Annotated in this window: 14 protein-coding genes; 6 read left to right on the forward strand and 8 right to left on the reverse strand. The window is 71.4% G+C overall.

Translation table 11 applies throughout. The annotated features are described in order from the left end of the window. Positions 1-86 precede the first annotated feature (86 nt). Together HYE82_RS21650 and HYE82_RS21655 are read right to left on the reverse strand one after the other, a co-directional pair. Positions 87-3,416, reverse strand: a complete 3,330-nt coding sequence (locus HYE82_RS21650) for a S8 family serine peptidase (protein ID WP_179175790.1) — start codon at positions 3,414-3,416, stop codon at positions 87-89. A 274-nt stretch (positions 3,417-3,690) separates the two neighbouring features. Further along, the gene (locus HYE82_RS21655; protein ID WP_179175791.1) at positions 3,691-4,260 is read right to left on the reverse strand and encodes a CGNR zinc finger domain-containing protein; all 570 of its coding nucleotides are present in this window, start codon (positions 4,258-4,260) and stop codon (positions 3,691-3,693) included. Positions 4,261-4,402: 142 nt separating this feature from the next. Here HYE82_RS21655 and HYE82_RS21660 point away from each other — a divergent pair, with 142 nt between their 5' ends. Both HYE82_RS21660 and HYE82_RS21665 read left to right on the forward strand, forming a co-directional pair. Next, positions 4,403-4,861: a VOC family protein gene (locus HYE82_RS21660; protein WP_309144398.1), complete on the forward strand. Its 459-nt coding sequence runs from the start codon at positions 4,403-4,405 to the stop codon at positions 4,859-4,861. A 29-nt stretch (positions 4,862-4,890) separates the two neighbouring features. Then, positions 4,891-5,793: a pyridoxamine 5'-phosphate oxidase family protein gene (locus tag HYE82_RS21665; protein ID WP_179175793.1), complete on the forward strand. Its 903-nt coding sequence runs from the start codon at positions 4,891-4,893 to the stop codon at positions 5,791-5,793. On the opposite strand, the gene HYE82_RS21670 is transcribed toward HYE82_RS21665, so the two are convergent. Next, on the reverse strand, positions 5,769-6,728 hold the full coding sequence (locus tag HYE82_RS21670) for a hypothetical protein (protein ID WP_179175794.1): 960 nt from the start codon (positions 6,726-6,728) through the stop codon (positions 5,769-5,771). The genes HYE82_RS21665 and HYE82_RS21670 overlap by 25 nt on opposite strands. Positions 6,729-6,994: 266 nt before the next feature. Next, positions 6,995-9,553: an aminopeptidase N gene (pepN, locus tag HYE82_RS21675; protein WP_179175795.1), complete on the reverse strand. Its 2,559-nt coding sequence runs from the start codon at positions 9,551-9,553 to the stop codon at positions 6,995-6,997. 122 nt (positions 9,554-9,675) lie between these two features. Between pepN and HYE82_RS21680 the strand changes: the two genes are divergently transcribed. Then, on the forward strand, positions 9,676-10,323 hold the full coding sequence (locus tag HYE82_RS21680; protein WP_179175796.1) for a DsbA family protein: 648 nt from the start codon (positions 9,676-9,678) through the stop codon (positions 10,321-10,323). 146 nt (positions 10,324-10,469) lie between these two features. On the opposite strand, the gene HYE82_RS21685 is transcribed toward HYE82_RS21680, so the two are convergent. From HYE82_RS21685 to HYE82_RS21695, 3 genes are all read right to left on the reverse strand, one after another. Further along, positions 10,470-11,126: a superoxide dismutase gene (locus HYE82_RS21685; RefSeq protein WP_179175797.1), complete on the reverse strand. Its 657-nt coding sequence runs from the start codon at positions 11,124-11,126 to the stop codon at positions 10,470-10,472. Positions 11,127-11,303: 177 nt separating this feature from the next. After that, positions 11,304-12,719, reverse strand: coding sequence for an amino acid permease (locus HYE82_RS21690; protein ID WP_179175798.1), 1,416 nt, complete (start codon positions 12,717-12,719; stop codon positions 11,304-11,306). Positions 12,720-12,872: 153 nt separating this feature from the next. Beyond that, on the reverse strand, positions 12,873-14,285 hold the full coding sequence (locus tag HYE82_RS21695; protein WP_179175799.1) for an amino acid permease: 1,413 nt from the start codon (positions 14,283-14,285) through the stop codon (positions 12,873-12,875). Between the two features lie 281 nt (positions 14,286-14,566). On the opposite strand from HYE82_RS21695, the gene HYE82_RS21700 reads away from it, so the two are divergent. Continuing rightward, positions 14,567-15,154, forward strand: coding sequence for a biotin transporter BioY (locus HYE82_RS21700; protein WP_179175800.1), 588 nt, complete (start codon positions 14,567-14,569; stop codon positions 15,152-15,154). Positions 15,155-15,235: 81 nt separating this feature from the next. On the opposite strand, the gene HYE82_RS21705 is transcribed toward HYE82_RS21700, so the two are convergent. Beyond that, a complete protein-coding gene (locus tag HYE82_RS21705) occupies positions 15,236-16,672 on the reverse strand; it encodes an amino acid permease (RefSeq protein ID WP_179175801.1) in 1,437 nt (478 codons plus the stop codon). Between the two features lie 218 nt (positions 16,673-16,890). Between HYE82_RS21705 and HYE82_RS21710 the strand changes: the two genes are divergently transcribed. Then, positions 16,891-17,379 carry a ribose-5-phosphate isomerase gene (locus HYE82_RS21710; RefSeq protein ID WP_179175802.1) on the forward strand — a complete coding sequence of 163 codons (489 nt, stop codon included), beginning with the start codon at positions 16,891-16,893 and terminating at the stop codon, positions 17,377-17,379. A 218-nt stretch (positions 17,380-17,597) separates the two neighbouring features. Next, positions 17,598-17,821: DNA-formamidopyrimidine glycosylase family protein (locus HYE82_RS21715; protein ID WP_309144399.1), on the forward strand; the 224-nt coding region annotated here is incomplete at its 3' end.

The raw sequence follows: 17,821 nt of genomic DNA on the forward strand, positions 1-17,821 counted from the left end.
AAGAGACAGGGCGGGCGCCACGGGCGCCCGCCCCTTCTTCGTGCGGTCGTGCGGTCAAGCGGTCGTGCGGCCGGAAGGCCCCGTCGTTACGGGAGGACCTTCTCGATCTGCACGCTGCCGCTGCCGGCGGCGGTGCCGCGCGCGTTCAGCAGCTTGACCTCGCCGAAGAACTGCCGGCCCTCGGGAGCCGGGGCGTTCGCGACGACGTTCGCCGAGACGGCCGCCGAGGCACCGTTGGCGAGGTTCAGCGCGGCGCCCTCGTCCACCTGGACGGAGCCCAGGCCGGAGGAGAAGTACACGTCGCGGTAGTCGTACGTGGTGGAGCCGGACGGAACCGCGTAGCCGGTGACCACGATGGTGTAGGTGCCGGCGGCCGGGTTGGCCAGGGTCACCGACTCCTCGGAGTCGCCGTCGGCGGAGGAGCCGACCTTCACGCCGCCCTTGAAGACGTCGAGGTCGAGGTCGGCGCCGGTGTCGGAGGTCTTGCCGATCGCCACGTCCAGGCGGGAGACGCCCTCACCGACGGTGACCGTGGTGGTCTGCTGCTCGCCGCCCGCGATGGTCGGCTTGGCGACCTTGGCGGAGCCGAGCGGGCCGCCCTGGAGCTTGCCGCCGGAGATGGCCGCGGCCTCGTTCTTGACGGTCCACTGGACCGGGGCCGGGGTGCCCTGCTTCACCTCGGGCAGGACCTTGACGGCCGGGTCGAAGCCCGCGCCGAGGACGCTGACGTCCAGCCGGTACGGGTTGTCCAGCAGCGGCGACGTGCGGCGCGACTCGACCTCGATCTCCCAGACGCCCGGGGCCGGGTTCTCGTAGGAGCGCAGGTCGGGGCGGCACTTGTTGGCCGGGTTGTCGTAGTTCGGGTAGCACTGGGTGGTGGCGCTGTCCTCGACGCCCACGCCGTACGGGTGGATCGAGATGAAGCGCGTCTGGCTGCCCGCCGTGAGACCGCCGAGGGCGACCTCGAGGGTCTTCGCGCCCTGCGGCACGGTGACGAAGTACGACTTGTGGCTGTTGCGCTGCACGGAGGAGGTGTCCGACAGCGTGAACGACGGCTTCGCCAGCGGGGCGGCGGCGACGACCGTGGTCAGGATCTGCTTGTCGATGCCCTCGGTGGTCTCGTCGTCCAGCTGCAGGATGCCGCTGTGCACGCCGGCCGTCTTGGCGTTGGCCTCGACCTTGATGGTGACGGGCTTGTTCAGCGGCAGCGTGACGTAGTCGTAGCCGCCGATGACCTTGAAGGTGCCGTCGTTGTTCCGCCAGCTCAGGTTGTGGCGGGTGCCGTACTTGACGCCGGTGGTGCGGGTCACGACGACGTCGTAGACCTTCTTCTGGCCGACCTTCAGGCCGCCCTCGCGGTCGTACAGGCCGGTGCCGAAGCCCGGGGTCTTCAGGAACTGGTCGATCGCGGTGTCGACCGGCGCCTTGACGGTGAACTCGTTGGCCTTGGCGTCGCGCTGGACGGACTCCCAGGCCTTGTTGACGTCGAGCAGGCCCGAGCCCTGGGCGTGTGCCGGGACGTCCTCGATCTTCGTGGCGGTGCTGGTGAGCGCCACCCGCATCGCGGCCGGGGTCAGCTTGATGTTGTGCTGCTTCGCGGCCGAGAGCAGCAGGGCGCCGGCACCCGCCGCCTGCGGTGAGGACATCGAGGTGCCCTGGAGCATGCCGTAGCCGGCCGGCAGGGTGTAGCCCGCCTCCTTCACCGGCGCGCCGGGCAGCCAGGTCTGGATGGTGTTGATGGCCGCGCCGGGGGCGGTGATGGTGGGCGTGAAGCCGCCGTCCTCACGCGGGCCGCGCGAGGAGAACGGGAACATGTTGTACTTCTTGGCTACACCGGAGCCGTAGTTGGCGGCCCAGGTCTCCTTGGAGACCGCGGCACCCACGGAGATGACCTTGTCCGCGAGGCCGGGGTCGCCGATGGTGTTGACGCCCGGGCCCTCGTTGCCCGCCGAGACGACGAGCTGGACGCCGTAGGTGTCGATGAGGTTCTTGTAGAGCTCGGCGCGCGCGTTGTTGCCGTCGTTCAGCGCCGGCAGGCCGCCGATCGACATGTTGACGATGTCCACGCCGCGGTTGACGACGAGGTCGATCATGCCCTCCGTCAGCGCGACGTTGGTGCAGCCGCCGGACCAGGAGCAGGCGCGGGACGAGACGAGCTTCGCGCCGGGCGCCTGGCCGTTCATCTTGCCGCCGAAGAGGCTGTTGGCGGCGGTGATGCCGGCGACGTGCGTGCCGTGCTCGGACTCGATGATGCCGATGTTGACGAAGTCGGCCTTCTTGCCGACCCAGTCCCCGCCCAGCGGGTCCATCGGGACGTCCTTGCGGATCTGGATCGTGAACGGAATGCGCTCGGAGACCTCGGTCGCCGGGTTGTCCGTACCGAACCAGCCGATCTGGAAGCCGTCCCTGTACGGCTTCATCGGCTCGTTGTTCGTGAAGTCGTTGTCCTGGTCGGTGTCGACGCGGACGGTGCCGGCGGCCGGGTCGTACAGCATGCCGAACCGGTCGGTGGTGTCGCCGTCGCGGTTGACGTCGCCCTTCATGTCACCGTTGGCGGTGATCGACTCGGTGAAGCGGCTCCACTGGTACGAGCCCTCCGGAGCCTTCCAGCTCTGGCCGCCCGCGGTGAAGCTGCCGCCGGCGGGGGCGACCGGGGTGACCTGCGGACGCCAGGTGCCGTCGTTGTCGACGATCGGGTCGGTCGCGGTGACCCAGTCGACGATCTTGCGCTCGCCGGTGGTGGTCTGCTGCAGCGCCGGGTGGGCGATGTCGACGCCGGAGTCCAGGATGCCGATGGTCACGCCGCGGCCGTCGGCCTGCGGGTTCTTCGCGACGAAGTCCACCGAACCGGTCTCGAAGGACGGGTTGTACGGGTTCTTCGCCGGGGTGTTCTTGTCCGGCGCCGCGTAGTTCTCGGCAGCGGTCTTCTGCGCCTGGCCCGACTCCTTGCCCGCGTCGGGGCGCGGGTCCGAGAGCTGGATCTCGTGCTTGAGGTCCATGGCGTGCACGGAGGACAGCTTGGCGGCCGCCTTCAGCGCGGCCTCGGCCTTGCCGGTCGGCAGGGTGGCGCGCACGTAGCCGAGCTTGTCGTTGGCCTGGCCGACCGACGCGCCCTGGACGGACGCCAGCTGGTCGGCGACCTGCTTGGTCTGCCCGGGGGCGGTGGCCACCATGACGGTGACGGTCGCGTCACCCTTGGCCTTGGCCTCCTGCAGGAGTTCGGCGTCGGCCGAACCGAGCTTCTGCTCGGCGGACTTGACGGCCGGACCGGTTCCCGGCGTGCCGGTGCCGGGACCGGTCGCCGCGAACACGGGCACGGCACCCGTCGCTGCGAGCGCGGCCACCAGGCCGGCCGCGGCCGCGACGCGTGCGACGCGCCGGGCCCCGGATATCGAACTGGGGGATTCGAAGGTCATCAGCATCCCTGGCTAAGTGAAAGAAACGCTCCGGAATTCGGTGCCGGATGACCGGTCAGCTTTCCTCACGCGACAGGGCTTTGGGGAGGTCTGTTATTGACCGAGACCTGACATGGCGGACTTCCGCCAGCGCACCGTGTGTGCCATCGGGGCCGTACCAGGGCATACCCCGGCGAACCGCCGGGGTCGGTAGGTTGATTTATCGACTTCCCGACCTCGCGGCAGGGATGCGCGCACAGTCGGCCGCGGGCCGGATGTGACGACTTCCGGCGTTTCAGCGCTCGCGCGTGCGCGCGTAGTGGCGCGAGGCCTTCGCCCGGTTTCCGCAGGCGGACATCGAGCACCAGCGCCGGGTCCCGTTGCGCGAGGTGTCGTGGAAGTGGAGCACGCAGGTCTCGGAGGCGCACTTGCGGATCCGGTCGGGCGCCGACCGCAGCAGCTCCAGGTAGTCGCGGGCGGCCGTCCAGGCCGGACCCCACGAGCGGTCGTCGAACTCGGCCCGCTCGCCGGGGCCTTCGGCGGTCAGCGTGGCGCGGATGCGCCCGTGCTCCAGGACGGCGTCGACCAGGGCCCGGGCGCTCTCGTCGGCCGGGTCGGCGACGGCGCGGGCCAAGGCCTCGCGGGCGGTCAGCAGGTGGACGAGGGTCGAGGGGTCGGCGCGGAATCGGTCGGCCAGCCCGGCGCTGCGCAGCCAGAGGGCGAGCCCCTCCATACGGGTCAGCCCGGAGGCGCCGGCGAAGAGGTCGACCGGCGCGCCGTCCTGCATCCACCGCGTGTTCAGCAGGTCCAGGGCGACCGGCTCACCCGTCAGGGGGCGGGGGTCCGCCGTCGCCTCCGTGGCCATCTCGCCGCTCCTTCGCGCACGCCTGCTAACCCCTCAAGGGTACGTGACCGGTTGACGCCACCCGACCTAACCCTTAAATTGAATTTAGATGGTTAGGCGCCGCGGCCGGGAAACCGCCGGGGCCCGTCGAAAGGGGGCAGCCGTGACGGCTGTCATCAGCACGCTCCGCACCGGACACATCGGCCTGAACGTCACCGACCTCACCCGCTCGCTCGCCTTCTACCGGGACGCCCTCGGCTTCGACCTCCTCGGCGAGGGCACGGAAGAGGACCGCCGCTTCGCCTTCCTCGGCCGCGACGGCGAGCTCGTCCTCACCCTCTGGCAGCAGGCCGACAGCGCCTACGCCCCCGCGGCGGCCGGACTGCACCACCTGGCGTTCAGCACCGACGGCATCGACGAGGTCCGCGCGTACGAGGCGCGCCTGCGCGACCTGGCCGTCCCGTTCGCCTACGACGGGGTCGTCGCCCACGGCGAGGGCACCGCCTCCGGCGGGATCTTCTTCCACGACCCCGACGGCACCCGCCTGGAGATCTCCGCACCGAAGGGCGCCGAGGATGCGCCCGCCCCCACCGCGGGGGCCCCGACCTGCGGCTTCTTCTAGAAGCCCGCGGACTTGCGCAGGAGGTCGTCATGGACCGGTACCACTCGGGCTCGCTGGCCGTGCAGGAACGGGTCGGCGTACGCGAGCTCGCCGAGCACGTCGGCCGCTCGATCGGCACGGACATCAAGGACATCGCCGCGGCCTTCCTGGAGCGGCAGCCGCACCTGGTCGTCGGCGCCGCCGACGCAGCCGGGCGGCTGTGGGCCTCGCTGCTCACCGGCCCGCCCGGCTTCGTCCGGGCCGTGGGTGCACGCCGCATGGCCGTCACCGGCGGACTGCCGGCCGGCGACCCGCTCGCCGGGGCGCTCGCCGCCGACGGCGCCAGGATCGGGACCATCGCCCTCGACCCGCGCACCCGGCGCCGGATGCGGCTGAACGGAATCCTGGAGGCGGCCCCGGGCGGGTTCGCCGTCGGGGCCGAGCAGGTCTTCGCCAACTGCCCCAAGTACCTGCAGAAACGGCAGCCGCTGGAGCGGATCGCCGACGGGCCCGGGGTCGTGCGCCGCGGGGGAGCGCTCACCCCGGCCCAGGAGCGGGCCGTCCGCGCCGCGGACACCTTCTTCGTCGCGACCACCGGCGACGGCCGGACGGAGGCCAGTCACCGCGGCGGCCTTCCGGGCTTCGTGGAGGTGCTCTCGCCGACCGAGCTGTCCTGGCCCGACTACCCGGGCAACGCCATGTTCCTCACCCTGGGGAACCTGGCCGCCGACCCGCGGGCCGGGCTGCTGTTCCCCGACTGGGAGACAGGGGCGGTGCTCCAGCTCAGCGGCCGGGCGCGGACGGAGTTCGGCCCGGACGGCGGACGCAGCGTGGTCTTCCGCGTCGAGGAGGCCGTGGAGGGCCTGCACCCCGGGCGGCTGCTGTGGAGCACCCCGGAGTACTCGCCGGCGAACCCGGCGCTTCCTCCTCACCGCGGGAGCACCACCAGGTAGGCGGCGGGCTCGCGGTCGTCGGCCGCCGTCAGGGCGGTCCGCAGGACCGCGGCCTGCTGCTCGGGCCAGTCGCGCAGCTTGCGCGGGGTGAAGTGGACCACGGTCACCCCGAGCCGCTCCAGGGCGTCGCGCTTGCGCACGGTCTGCGACCACTCCTCGTCCTCGCCCTGCCGGGGCGCACGGGTGTCGATCTCCACGGCCACGGCCTGCTCGGGCCAGTAGGCGTCGACCCCGCCCAGGTGCGGGCCGGCGGGCAGGCGCAGGTCCACGTTCCAGACCGGCTCGGGGAGTCCGAAGCCGCGCACCAGCCGGTACAGCCGGTCCTCGGCGACGGCCCGGCCCTCCGCGAGGAGGGACTCGACGGCGTCCACGACATGCGGCCGGTTGAGCAGTCGGGCCACCGTCAGCTCCCGTACGAGGGCAGCCGGTTCGCAGTGCCCGGCGCGAACGGCCTCGCTGAGCAGGCGGCGTACGGTCCCCGCGTCGGAGAGCCCGGCGACGGCGTCGGCCAGGGCCCGGGCCACCGGCGCCACGAGCAGCCCGGTCACCTCCACCGGACGGGGCGGTGTGTGCGTCCGGACGATGCGGACGGTGCCGACGGAGCGGAGCCGGCGGGTGTGCGGGACGAGCACGTCGATCTGCGGGAGGAGGGGCAGGGCGGGGGCGGAGGCGAACCGGTGCAGGGCGAGCGCCGCCAGCCCGGTGACCATGGCCTCGCCGCCGCGCCGGTCCGCGTACAGCAGGGCGGCGTGCAGCCGCTCCTCGCTCGTGGCGGCCCCGGGGTGCAGGAGGAAGACGCCCGGCAGGATCTCCTGCCAGGAGCGGTCGGCGACGTCGGAGGCGGTGACGCCGTGCTCGCGGAGCTGGGCGAGGGTCAGCACGCGGGGGCGGCTGTCGGTGAGGTGGGCGAGGGGGAGGGGTGCGTTGTGGTTCATGCCGCGGAGATTCCCGCCCCGGGGACGCCCCCTAACCGCTGTTACCGTCTCGTCGACAAATCCGGACAAGACAGCACTAAAGTACTGCCGTTCGATTGCCGATAGCCTGCCGGGCCGCGCCGCGGGTGGGGTGCGGCGCGCAGCCTCCCCCGCCCCGCCCTTTCACCGTTTCCGCCTCACACGCCGGCGGGGCCCAAGACGGCACCGCCGGCGTTTGGGGCGCGGGGGTTCGGGGGCGGAGCCCCCCGAAAGCCGGGCGGCGGCCGCTACTCGGCGGCGGCGGCGTCGCAGGCCTGGGCGCGCAGGGCCCGCTCCAGGTCGTCCCGGCCCTCCAGCACCAGCCGCCGCAGCGCCGGCGCCGCGTCCTCATGGGCCGCCAGCCACGCGTCCGTCGCGTCGAGCGTCGCCCGGCTGTCCTGGAGCCCGGGGAACATGCCCCGCACCACGTGCATGCCGATCTGGATCGACCGCTCCGCCCAGATCCGCTCGATCACCTCGAAGTAGCGGTCCGTGTACGGGGCCAGCAGGGCCCGCTGCGAAGGCTGTTGCATGCCCGCGATCGTCGCCTCCACCAGCGCGTTCGACAGCGCGTCCGACTCGACGACCGCCGCCCACGCCTGGTCCTTGACCGCAGCCGACGGCCGCGCCGCCAGGCAGCGCACCTGGTGCCGCTTGCCCGACGCCGTGTCGTCCCGGGCCAGCTCCGCGGCGAGCACGGCCTCGTCCACCGCGCCGTGGGCTGCCAGCGGCAGCAGGAAGTCCCAGCGCAGCTCCTGGTCCACCTCCAGCCCGTCGAGGCGCGCCGAACCGTCCAGCAGGCCCAGCAGCAGCTGGAAGTCGCCCTCCGTCGCCGCGCTCGCCGCGAAGAACCGGGCCCAGGTCAGCTGGTGCTCGGAGCCGGGTTCCGCGCGCCGCAGCTCCTGCAGGGCGCCCACCGCCAGCATCCGCCGCCCGCCCTGCTCACGCCACGCGGGGGCGCCGTAGTGGGCGTGCGCGGCCAGCGCCTGCGAGTGCACCATCTGCAGCACGCCGACATCGCTCTCGCGGCCCGCGTGGGCCAGGACCAGGGAGACGAAGTCCCGCGCCGGCATCAGCCCGTCGCGGGTCAGGTTCCACAGCGCCGACCAGCACAGTGCCCGCGCCAGCGGGTCCGTGATGTCGCCCAGCCTGGTCCGCAGCGTCTCCAGCGAGCCCTCGTCGAAGCGGACCTTGCAGTAGGTGAGGTCGTCGTCGTTGACGAGCACCAGGTCGGGTCGCTCCTGCCCGGCCAGCTCCGCCACGACCGTCCGCGCCCCCGCCACGTCCGCCTCGGCCTGTGCGAAGCGGACCAGCCGTCCCTCCTGAAGCCGGTACAGGCCCACCGCGACCCGGTGCGGGCGCAGCGCTTCGCCCTCCTGGAGGACGGCCAGCTCGGCCACCCGGCCGCCCGCGTCGTAGGCGACCGCCGGCGTCAGGACGTTCACGCCGGCCGTCTGCAGCCAGGCCCGCGACCACTCGGCCATGTCCCGCCCGGAGACCTCTCCGAGCACCGACAGCAGGTTGTCCAGGGTGGTGTTCCCGTACGCGTTGGCCTTGAAGTAGCGCCGCGCGCCCTCCAGGAAGGCGTCCCGCCCCACGTAGGCGACCAGCTGCTTGAGCACGGCCGCGCCCTTGGAGTACGTGATGCCGTCGAAGTTGAGCTTGGCGGCCTCCAGGTCGCGGATGTCGGCCGTGATCGGGTGGGTGGACGGCAGCTGGTCGGCCCGGTAGGCCCACGCCTTGCGGCTGTTGGCGAAGGTCACCCACGCCGTGTCGAAGCGGGTCGCCTCCACCTGCGAGAAGGAGCCCATGAAGTCCGCGAAGGACTCCTTCAGCCACAGGTCGTCCCACCACTTCATGGTGACGAGGTCGCCGAACCACATGTGGGCCATCTCGTGCAGGATCGTGTTGCAGCGCCGCTCGTACGCCGCCCGGGTCACCTTGCCGCGGAAGATGTACTCCTCCCGGAAGGTCACCATGCCCGGGTTCTCCATCGCGCCGAGGTTGTACTCGGGCACGAACGCCTGGTCGTACTTCCCGAACGGGTACGGGTAGTCGAAGTGCTCGTGGAAGAAGTCGAAGCCCTGCTTGGTGACGAGGAAGACGTCGTCCGCGTCGAAGTGCTTGGCCAGCCCCTTGCGGCACATCGCGCCCAGCGGGATCGTCAGGTCCCCGCGCGTGTAGGTGTCCGTGACGTAGTGGTACGGGCCCGCCACCACGCACGTGATGTACGTGGAGATCGGCGCGGTCTCGGCGAACCGGCGGGTCAGGCCCTCGCGCGACTCCTCCGCACCGTTGCTCCACACCTGCCAGCCCTCCGGCGCGGTCACCTCGAAGCGGTACGGCGCCTTCAGGTCGGGCTGCTCGAAGTTCGCGAACACCCGGCGGGCGTCGGCCGGCTCGTACTGGGTGTAGAGGTAGACCTCGCCGTCCTCCGGGTCGACGAAGCGGTGCATGCCCTCGCCGGTCCGGCTGTACGCGCAGTCGGCGTCGACCACGAGGACGTTCTCGGAGGCCAGGCCGTCCAGGGCGATGCGCGCCCCGTCGAAGACGGCGGCCGGGTCGAGCTCCCGCCCGTTGAGGGTGACGGAGTTCACGGAGGGGGCGATCAGGTCCGCGAAGGTCGACGATCCGGGCGCGGCCGCCCGGAACCGGACGGTCGTCACCGAGCGGAAGGTCCTGGGGCCCTCGGCGGGCTCGGCCCCGTCCACGGCGGACCGCAGGTCGAGCGAGACCTCGTATCCGTCGACCGACAGCAGTTCCGCCCGGACACGGGCCTCGTCGCGGGACAGGTTCTCTCCGGGCACGTGCACTCCTTCGTGCGAGATCGCGATGCGTGTCGGAATCCTCCCACGGGGAATGCGGCCCGCCCCCGGCCGGTTGGCCGGAAGGACATGACCACGGATGCACCGTCCGATCAAGGAGAGACATGACCGACACCCAGGTGCGCGAGAAGACCCAGGTCGACTTCTGGTTCGACCCGCTGTGCCCCTGGGCCTGGATGACCTCCCGCTGGATGCTGGAGGTCGAGAAGGTCCGCGACGTCGAGGTGCGCTGGCACGTGATGAGCCTCGCAGTGCTGAACGAGAACAAGCTGGAAGACCTGCCCGAGCGCTACCGCGAGATACTCGGCCCGAAGGGCTTCGCCCCGGTGCGCGTCGTGACGGCCGCTCAGCAGAAGCACGGTGACGAGGTCACCGGCAAGCTCTACACCGCCCTCGGCACCCGGATCCACAACCAGGACCTCGGCGCGACCCGTGAGGTCATCGCCGCCGCCCTGGACGAGGTCGGCCTGCCGGCCGAGCTGATCGCCTACGCCGACTCCGACGAGTACGACGAGGTGCTGCGGGCCTCGCACAGCAACGGCATCTCGCGCGTCGGCGAGGAGGTGGGCACGCCGGTGATCTCCGTGCCCGGCGCCGACGGCGGCGAGGTGGCCTTCTTCGGCCCGGTCGTCACCCCGACCCCGCGCGGCGAGGCTGCGGCCCGCCTGTGGGACGGCACCCTGCTGGTCGCCTCCACCCCGGGCTTCTACGAGATCAAGCGGACCCGGACCGCCGGCCCTTCCTTCGAGTAGGCCGCAGGCGGACGGAACCGCCGGCCGACGGAAGACCCCCGTGAGTCACGTCCTCACGGGGGTCTTCCGTTCCACACGCCCGCACGCGAAGGCTGAGAAGACGATCACGAGGCGGGCGGCTGATGGGGGCGTTCCCCCGGCTGCGGTCAGCCCTTGGCAGGGATCAGCAGCGGGGTGTTGGCCTTGGCGTCGGCGTAGCGCCTGGCCACGTCCTGCCAGTTGACGACGTTCCACATCGCCTCGATGAAGTCCACCTTCTGGTTCTTGTACTGCAGGTAGAAGGCGTGCTCCCAGGCGTCGAAGACCAGGACAGGCACCGAGGCCTGGCCGACGTTGCCCTGGTGGTCGTAGACCTGCTCCACGATCAGACGGCCGCTGATCGGCTCGTACGCGAGGACGCCCCAGCCGGAGCCCTGCGTCGCGGAGGAGGCGAAGGTCAGCTGCTTCTTGAACTTCGCGAAGGAGCCGAAGGACTCGGTGATCGCATCGGCGAGCTCGCCCAGACCGTCGGCCGCGGTCGGCTCGCCGCCGCCCTCGCCGGTCTTCGGGCTGGCCATGTTGTGCCAGTAGATGCTGTGCAGGATGTGGCCCGAGAGGTGGAAGGCGAGGTTCTTCTCCAGGCCGTTCAGCGCGGCCCAGTTCTCCTTGTCCCGTGCCTCTTCCAGCTGCTCCAGGGTGTCGTTGGCGCCCTTGACGTAGGCAGCGTGGTGCTTGTCGTGGTGCAGCTCGATGATCTGCGGGTTGATCACCGGCTCCAGAGCCGAGTACTCGTACGGAAGCTCGGGAAGCGTGTAGATGGCCATGCGTGTAATCCGGTCCCCTCAGCGTGCCAACTGCTATTGCAATCAATGCGCAACTGCACGCTAGCAGTATCTATTCCGGGTTACATGTAAGGCTCACCTTGGTACGTCCTGGGGTACGCGCGGGGGCGGGTCCCGCGCGCCTGCGCGGGACCCGCCCCCGGCGGTGTGCTGCGGCCCTCAGCGCCGGGCCGCGGCCCGACGCTGCATCAGGAATCCGGTGCCGGCGAGGAAGGCGGTCAGCCCGCCGGTGAAGACGACCTGCACCCGCGTGTCGGGGTTCCAGGCCATCAGCGCCAGCACCCCGGCCACCCCGGCGAGCGCCGCCCAGGTCAGGTAGGGGAAGCCCCACATCCGCACGACCAGCTTCCCGGGCGCCTCCTGCTCCAGCCGCCGGCGCAGCATGAACTGCGAGACGGCGATGAAGCCCCAGACGACGAGGATGACCCCGCCGACCATGTTCAGCAGCCAGGCGAACAGGGTGTCCGGGTACCAGTACGACAGCAGCACGGTGACGAAGCCGAAGCCGCAGGAGGCGAGCACCGCCCGGCGCGGCACCCGGCCGCTGACCTTGCCGAGGGCCTTCGGGCCCTGGCCCCGGGAGACGAGCGAGTACGCCATGCGCGAGGAGCCGTAGACGTTGGCGTTCATCGCGGACAGCAAGGCGATCAGGACGACCGCGTTCATGATCTCGCCCGCGGCCGGGATGCCCAGCCGGTCCAGGGCCGCCGCGTACGGGCCCTGCTCGGTCACCGCCGGGTCGTTCCACGGCAGCAGCGTCACCACGACCAGCATCGAGCCGACGTAGACGACCGCGATCCGCCACATGGTGGTCCGCACGGCCCGGGCCACGCCCCGGGCCGGGTCCTCGGACTCGGCGGCCGCGATGGTCACCGTCTCCAGGCCGCCGTAGGCGACGACCGAGGCCAGCACGCCGACGAGCAGGCCGTCCAGCCCCTTCGGCAGGAAACCGCCGTCCGGCAGCAGGTTCGCCGTGCCGGGGGAGGAGGTGCCGGGCAGCAGCCCCGCGATCGCGAGCACGCCGAGGCCGAGGAAGAGCGCGATCGCGCCGATCTTGAGGGCGGCGAACCAGAACTCGAACTCGCCGAAGTTCTTCACCGCGGCCAGGTTCGTGCCGCAGAACAGCGCCATGAAGGCGAGCACCCACATCCACGACGGGGTGCCCGGGAACCAGCCGGTCATGATGTGGGCCGCACCGATCGCCTCGATGGCCACGCCCACGCACAGCAGCGTCCAGAACATCCAGCCGGCGGTGAACCCGGCCCAGGGCCCGATCGCCCGCTCCGCGTGCACCGAGAAGGAGCCGGAGGCGGGGTTCGCGGCGGACATCTCGCCGAGCATCCGCATCACGCACATCACGAGCAGCCCGGACACGGCATATGCGAGCACGATCGAGGGACCCGCGGCGGCGACGCCGGCGCCGGAGCCCACGAAGAGCCCGGCGCCGATGACCCCGCCGAGGGCGATCATCGAGAGGTGGCGCTGCTTGAGGCCGCTGCCGAGGGGCGCCCCCGCGTCGGGGCCGGGATCCGCCGGCCGCTGCCGTGCGGGGGACGTGAAGGTGCTCTGACTCATGCGCGCCAGTCTGCCGAGCGTCCGTTTATCGGACGCCTTTCGTCCGATATCCGGACGCCGGTCTCACTCCGCGTGATCACCCACCCGCGGAGAACGGACGACGGGCCCGGGACATGACGTCCCGGGCCCGTTGCCCTCACCGCCGCCGGGCGGTCAGGCGGAGGCTCCCTCCGAGCGGCGCGCCCGCACCTCCCGGATCCACGCCACCGCCAGCACCGCGGCTGCCGCACCCGAGGACCACAGCAGCTGCGGCCGCGCCCCGTCGTCGAACAGCATCAGCACCAGCACCGCCGCCATCGCCAGCAGCGCCACCCACGTCAGGTACGGGAAGCACCACATCCGCAGCGTCAACCGCTCCGGCATGTCCCGCTCCAGCTCCCGGCGCAGCCGCAGCTGCGACACCGCGATCAGCGCCCACACGAACAGCAGCACCGCGCCGACCGCGTTGAGCATGTAGAGGAAGACCGTGTCCGGCCACAGCAGGTTCAGCACCACCGACACGAACCCGAAGGCCACCGAGGCGAACACGGCCCGGCGGGGGACCCCGCCCTGCGACACCTTCAGCAGCGACGCCGGCGCCTCGCCGCGCTCGGCCAGCGAGAAGACCATGCGCGAGGACCCGTACAGGTTGGCGTTGAGCGCCGACAGCAGCGCCACGAACACCACGATGTTCATGATCTGCCCGGCCGCCGGGATGCCGATGGAGTCCAGGACGGCCACGTACGGGCTCTGGCCCGGCTCCAGCGAGTCCCACGGCAGCAGCGTGACGATGACCAGCATGGAGCCGACGTAGAAGAAGAGGATGCGCCACACCGCGCTGCGCACGGCGCGGGCCACCGAGCGCGCCGGGTCGTCCGACTCGGCGGCGGCGATGGTGACGACCTCCAGGCCGCCGAAGGCGAAGATGACCGCCAGCATGCCGGCGATCACACCGCCCGCGCCGGCGGGGAAGAAGCCGCCGTTCCCGGTCAGGTTGGCCATGCCGACGGGCTCGGTGTCGGGCAGGACGCCGAAGACCGCCAGGGTGCCCAGGACCAGGAACAGGACGATCGCGCCGACCTTGAGGGCGGCGAACCAGAACTCGAACTCGCCGAAGTTCTTCACCGCGGCCAGGTTGCTGACGGTGAAGACCACCATGAACAGCAGCACCCAGAGCCACTGGTCGACGGCCGGCAGCCAGCCGTGTGCGATCTTCGCCGCGCCGGTGGCCTCCACGGCCAGCACCACGACCAGCAGGAACCAGTACAGCCAGCCCGCCGAGAAGCCCGCCCAGCGGCCCAGCGCCCGCTCCGCGTACACGGAGAACGAACCGGAGGCGGGCAGGGCGGCGGACATCTCGCCCAGTGCCCGCATCACCAGCATGGCCAGGGCTCCGGCCAGCAGGTAGGAGCAGATGATCGCGGGGCCGGCGATGCCGATGCCGGCGCCGGAGCCGACGAACAGCCCGGCGCCGATCACGCCGCCGAGGCCCAGCATGGTCAGGTGGCGCTGCTTGAGGCTGTGGCTCAGGGGTTCGGCGGGCAGCTCGGTGCCGCCCGGAGGAATGTCGGTCTGGGGGTCGCGCATGAGTGGAGGCTCGTACTCTCGTGCTCGGCAGCGGCGGTGGGCTCCGCAGTAGTTGGCGGGACCCTACAGTCTCACCGGAGGGCGCCCTTCCGCGCAAAAAGGATGTGTTGACTGATCTGACTCGTGATGAGCATCACGGCGCCTCAGGTGTGAACCGAGGACTTTGTTCATTTCCGACCAAAGGGGGGAGCAGGGCTTTGTCCCGGGCGGCGGTGGGGCGGCGCGGGCCCGCGCACTAGCGTCGGTGATCGTCCCGTCACCCCTCATCCCGCGGAGTCCCGATGAGCACCGCCTCTGCTTCCGTCTCCTTCCGTCCCGGCGCCGTCCTGGCCGACCTGCTGCCCGCGAGCCGCGCCCGCGACATCGCGCTCGTCGCCGGCGGAGCCGCCCTGACCGGCCTGGCCGCGCAGATCGCCGTGCCCGTCCCCGGCTCCCCGGTCCCGGTCACCGGCCAGACCTTCGCGGCGCTGCTCGTCGGCACCGCCCTCGGCGCCCGCCGCGGCTTCCTCTCGCTCGGCCTGTACGCGCTCCTCGGCGCGGTCGGCCTGCCGTGGTTCGCGAACGGCACCTCCGGTGCGGGCGGCGCCTCCTTCGGCTACGTCCTCGGCATGCTGCTGGCCTCCACCGTCGTCGGCGCCCTCGCCCGCCGCGGCGCCGACCGCTCGGTGCTGCGCACGGCCGGCGCGATGGCGCTCGGCTCCGCCCTGATCTACGCGGTGGGCGTGCCGTACCTGGCGCTGTCGACCGGGATGTCCTTCGGCGCGGCCGTCGCGGCGGGCCTGACCCCGTTCCTGATCGGTGACGCGCTCAAGGCGCTGCTCGCCATGGGCCTGCTGCCGGCCGCCTGGAAGCTGGCCGGCCGCCCGTAGCGGAGAACGGCTCCCCCGAAGCGAGCAGCCCCGGACCGCGATGCGCGGTCCGGGGCTGCTGCCGTGTGGGGCCCTTGCGGGTCAGGCCTGGACGGCGGCCTTGCGGCGGCGGACGTCGCGCACCACGCCGATCGCGATCACGATCGCGGCGACGAGCACGGACAGCACCACGGTCTCGCGGTTGCCCTCGTCATAGAGCATGTAGCCCAGGACGAAGACGATCATCGCGGCGGTGGCCCAGGTGAGATACGGGAAGAGCCACATCTTCACCGTGAGCTTCTCCGGGGCCTCGGCGACCAGGATCTTGCGCATGCGCAGCTGGGTCAGGCAGATGACCAGCCAGACGAAGAGCGCGATCGCACCGGAGGAGTTCAGCAGGAAGCTGAAGACGGTGTCGGGGTTGGTGTAGTTGAAGACCACGGCGACGAAGCCGAAGACCGTGGAGCCGAGGATGGCCGCCATCGGCACGCCCCGCTTGTTGACCTTGGCGAAGGCCTTGGGGGCGTCACCGCGCTCGCCCAGCGAGAACGCCATGCGGGAGGCCGTGTACAGGCCCGAGTTCAGGCAGGACAGCACGGCGGTCAGAACGATCACGTTCATGATCTGGCCGGCGGCCGGGATGCCGATGGAGTCGAGGGCGGCGACGTACGAGCCCTTCTCCACGATCGACGCGTCGTTCCACGGCAGCAGGGTCAGGACGACGAAGATCGAGCCCAGGTAGAAGACGGCGATGCGCCAGATGACCGAGTTGGTGGCCTTGGTGACGGCGCGGCGCGGGTCCTCGGACTCGCCGGCGGCCAGCGTGACGATCTCGCTGCCCATGAAGGAGAAGACGACCATCAGCACACCGGTGAGGACGGAGCCCCAGCCGTTCGGCACGAAGCCGCCGGTGTCGGTGAGGTGCGCGAAGCCCGCACCCGGGTTGTCGGAGCCCGGCAGGACGCCGAAGACGGCCAGCATGCCGATGACGACGAAGGCGCCGATGGCGACGACCTTGATGCCGGCGAACCAGAACTCGAACTCGCCGTAGGAGGCGACGGAGCCGAGGTTGGTGATGGTCAGGACGGCCATCACGATCAGGGCCCAGGCCCACTGCGGGACGGCCGGGACCCAGCCCTCCAGGATCACGGCGCCGGCGGTGGCCTCGACGGCCAGGACGACGACCCAGAAGAACCAGTACAGCCAGCCGATGGAGAAGCCTGCCCAGCGGCCCAGCGCGCGGTCGGCGTAGGCGGAGAAGGAGCCCGAGTTCGGGCTGGCGGCGGCCATCTCGCCGAGCATCCGCATGACGAAGACGACCATGGCGCCGACGAGCATGTAGGAGAGGAGGATGGCGGGGCCGGCCTTGGCGATACCGCCGCCGGAGCCGACGAAGAGTCCGGCGCCGATGACACCGCCAATGGCGATCATGGACAGGTGGCGGTTCTTGAGACCGGCCTTGAGACCGTCATGGGGCGTGGCGCCGCCGGGGTTGCCGGTGGGGTCGCCTGCCTTCTGAAGGGTCGTCGTGGTGCTCATGGACGAATCCTTAGGTTCTCGGGTTGCGAGTCCCGGCATTCAAACCCGAGATGAACACAGGTGGAAGACCCGCATCCGGATCGTGACTATGGACGGAGGCCCCGGACCCCGGTTCCACCGTGTCTCATCTGCGTTCTTTGGGTTTACTTGAGCTTTAGACGTGACTTACGCGACACCCCGGGGCAGGTTGCCGGGGTCACCCGTGACACACTCGTCCCATGCGCGTCTACCTCGGATCCGACCACGCCGGCTTTGAGCTCAAGAACCACCTCGTGGACTGGCTCAAGAACAACGGCCACGAGCCCGTCGACTGCGGGCCCCACATCTACGACGCCGTCGACGACTACCCGCCGTTCTGCCTGCGCGCCGCGGAGAAGACCGCCGCCGACGAGGGCAGCCTGGGCATCGTCATCGGCGGCTCCGGCAACGGTGAGCAGATCGCCGCCAACAAGGTCAAGGGCGTCCGCGCCATCCTGGCCTGGAGCGTCGAGACCGCGAAGCTCGGCCGCGAGCACAACAACGCCAACGTGATCTCCGTCGGCGGCCGCATGCACACCCAGGACGAGGCCACCTCCTTCATCGAGGCCTTCCTGGCGACCCCGTACTCCGGCGAGGAGCGCCACACCCGCCGCATCGACATGCTCTCCGCGTACGAGCAGACCGGCGAGCTGCCCCCGATCCCGGCCCACCACCCGCAGGACCAGTAGGACGCCCCGTGCCGCCGGGCCTGCGGGGTCCGGCGGCACGGCCGTTCCCGCGCCCGGCGGCCCGGCCGCCCGGCGACACACGGGAGCCGCCCTGCGACACCGGGAGCGGCCCGGCGACACACGGGAGCCGCCCTGCGACACCGGGAGCCGCCCGGCGACACACGGGAGCCGCCCTGCGATACCGGGAGCGGCCCGGCGACACCAGGAGGAGAGCAGCCGTGCCCGAGGGGCATACGATCCACCGCCTCGCCCAGGACCACACCGAGCGGTTCGCCGGCCGCCCGGTCCGGGTGAGCAGCCCGCAGGGCAGGTTCGCCGAGAGCGCCGCACTGCTCGACGGGCGGGACCTGGAGAGCGCCGAGGCCCACGGCAAGCACCTCTTCCTGGAGCTCGGCGACGCCTGGATCCACATCCACCTCGGCCTCTTCGGCAAACTCGGCTT

The sequence above is a fragment of the Streptomyces sp. BR123 genome (genome assembly GCF_013401435.1).
In the GTDB taxonomy this organism is placed as follows: Bacteria; Actinomycetota; Actinomycetes; order Streptomycetales; family Streptomycetaceae; genus Streptomyces.

Coding starts and splice junctions, on each gene's coding strand:
- HYE82_RS21695 (WP_179175799.1), bottom strand. CDS start 14,285: ATGCGCGACCCCCAGACCGACATTCCTCCGGGCGGCACCGAGCTGCCC.
- HYE82_RS21670 (WP_179175794.1), bottom strand. CDS start 6,728: ATGAACCACAACGCACCCCTCCCCCTCGCCCACCTCACCGACAGCCGC.
- HYE82_RS21705 (WP_179175801.1), bottom strand. CDS start 16,672: ATGAGCACCACGACGACCCTTCAGAAGGCAGGCGACCCCACCGGCAAC.
- HYE82_RS21690 (WP_179175798.1), bottom strand. CDS start 12,719: ATGAGTCAGAGCACCTTCACGTCCCCCGCACGGCAGCGGCCGGCGGAT.
- HYE82_RS21665 (WP_179175793.1), top strand. CDS start 4,891: ATGGACCGGTACCACTCGGGCTCGCTGGCCGTGCAGGAACGGGTCGGC.
- HYE82_RS21710 (WP_179175802.1), top strand. CDS start 16,891: ATGCGCGTCTACCTCGGATCCGACCACGCCGGCTTTGAGCTCAAGAAC.
- HYE82_RS21655 (WP_179175791.1), bottom strand. CDS start 4,260: ATGGCCACGGAGGCGACGGCGGACCCCCGCCCCCTGACGGGTGAGCCG.
- HYE82_RS21650 (WP_179175790.1), bottom strand. CDS start 3,416: ATGACCTTCGAATCCCCCAGTTCGATATCCGGGGCCCGGCGCGTCGCA.
- HYE82_RS21680 (WP_179175796.1), top strand. CDS start 9,676: ATGACCGACACCCAGGTGCGCGAGAAGACCCAGGTCGACTTCTGGTTC.
- HYE82_RS21700 (WP_179175800.1), top strand. CDS start 14,567: ATGAGCACCGCCTCTGCTTCCGTCTCCTTCCGTCCCGGCGCCGTCCTG.
- HYE82_RS21685 (WP_179175797.1), bottom strand. CDS start 11,126: ATGGCCATCTACACGCTTCCCGAGCTTCCGTACGAGTACTCGGCTCTG.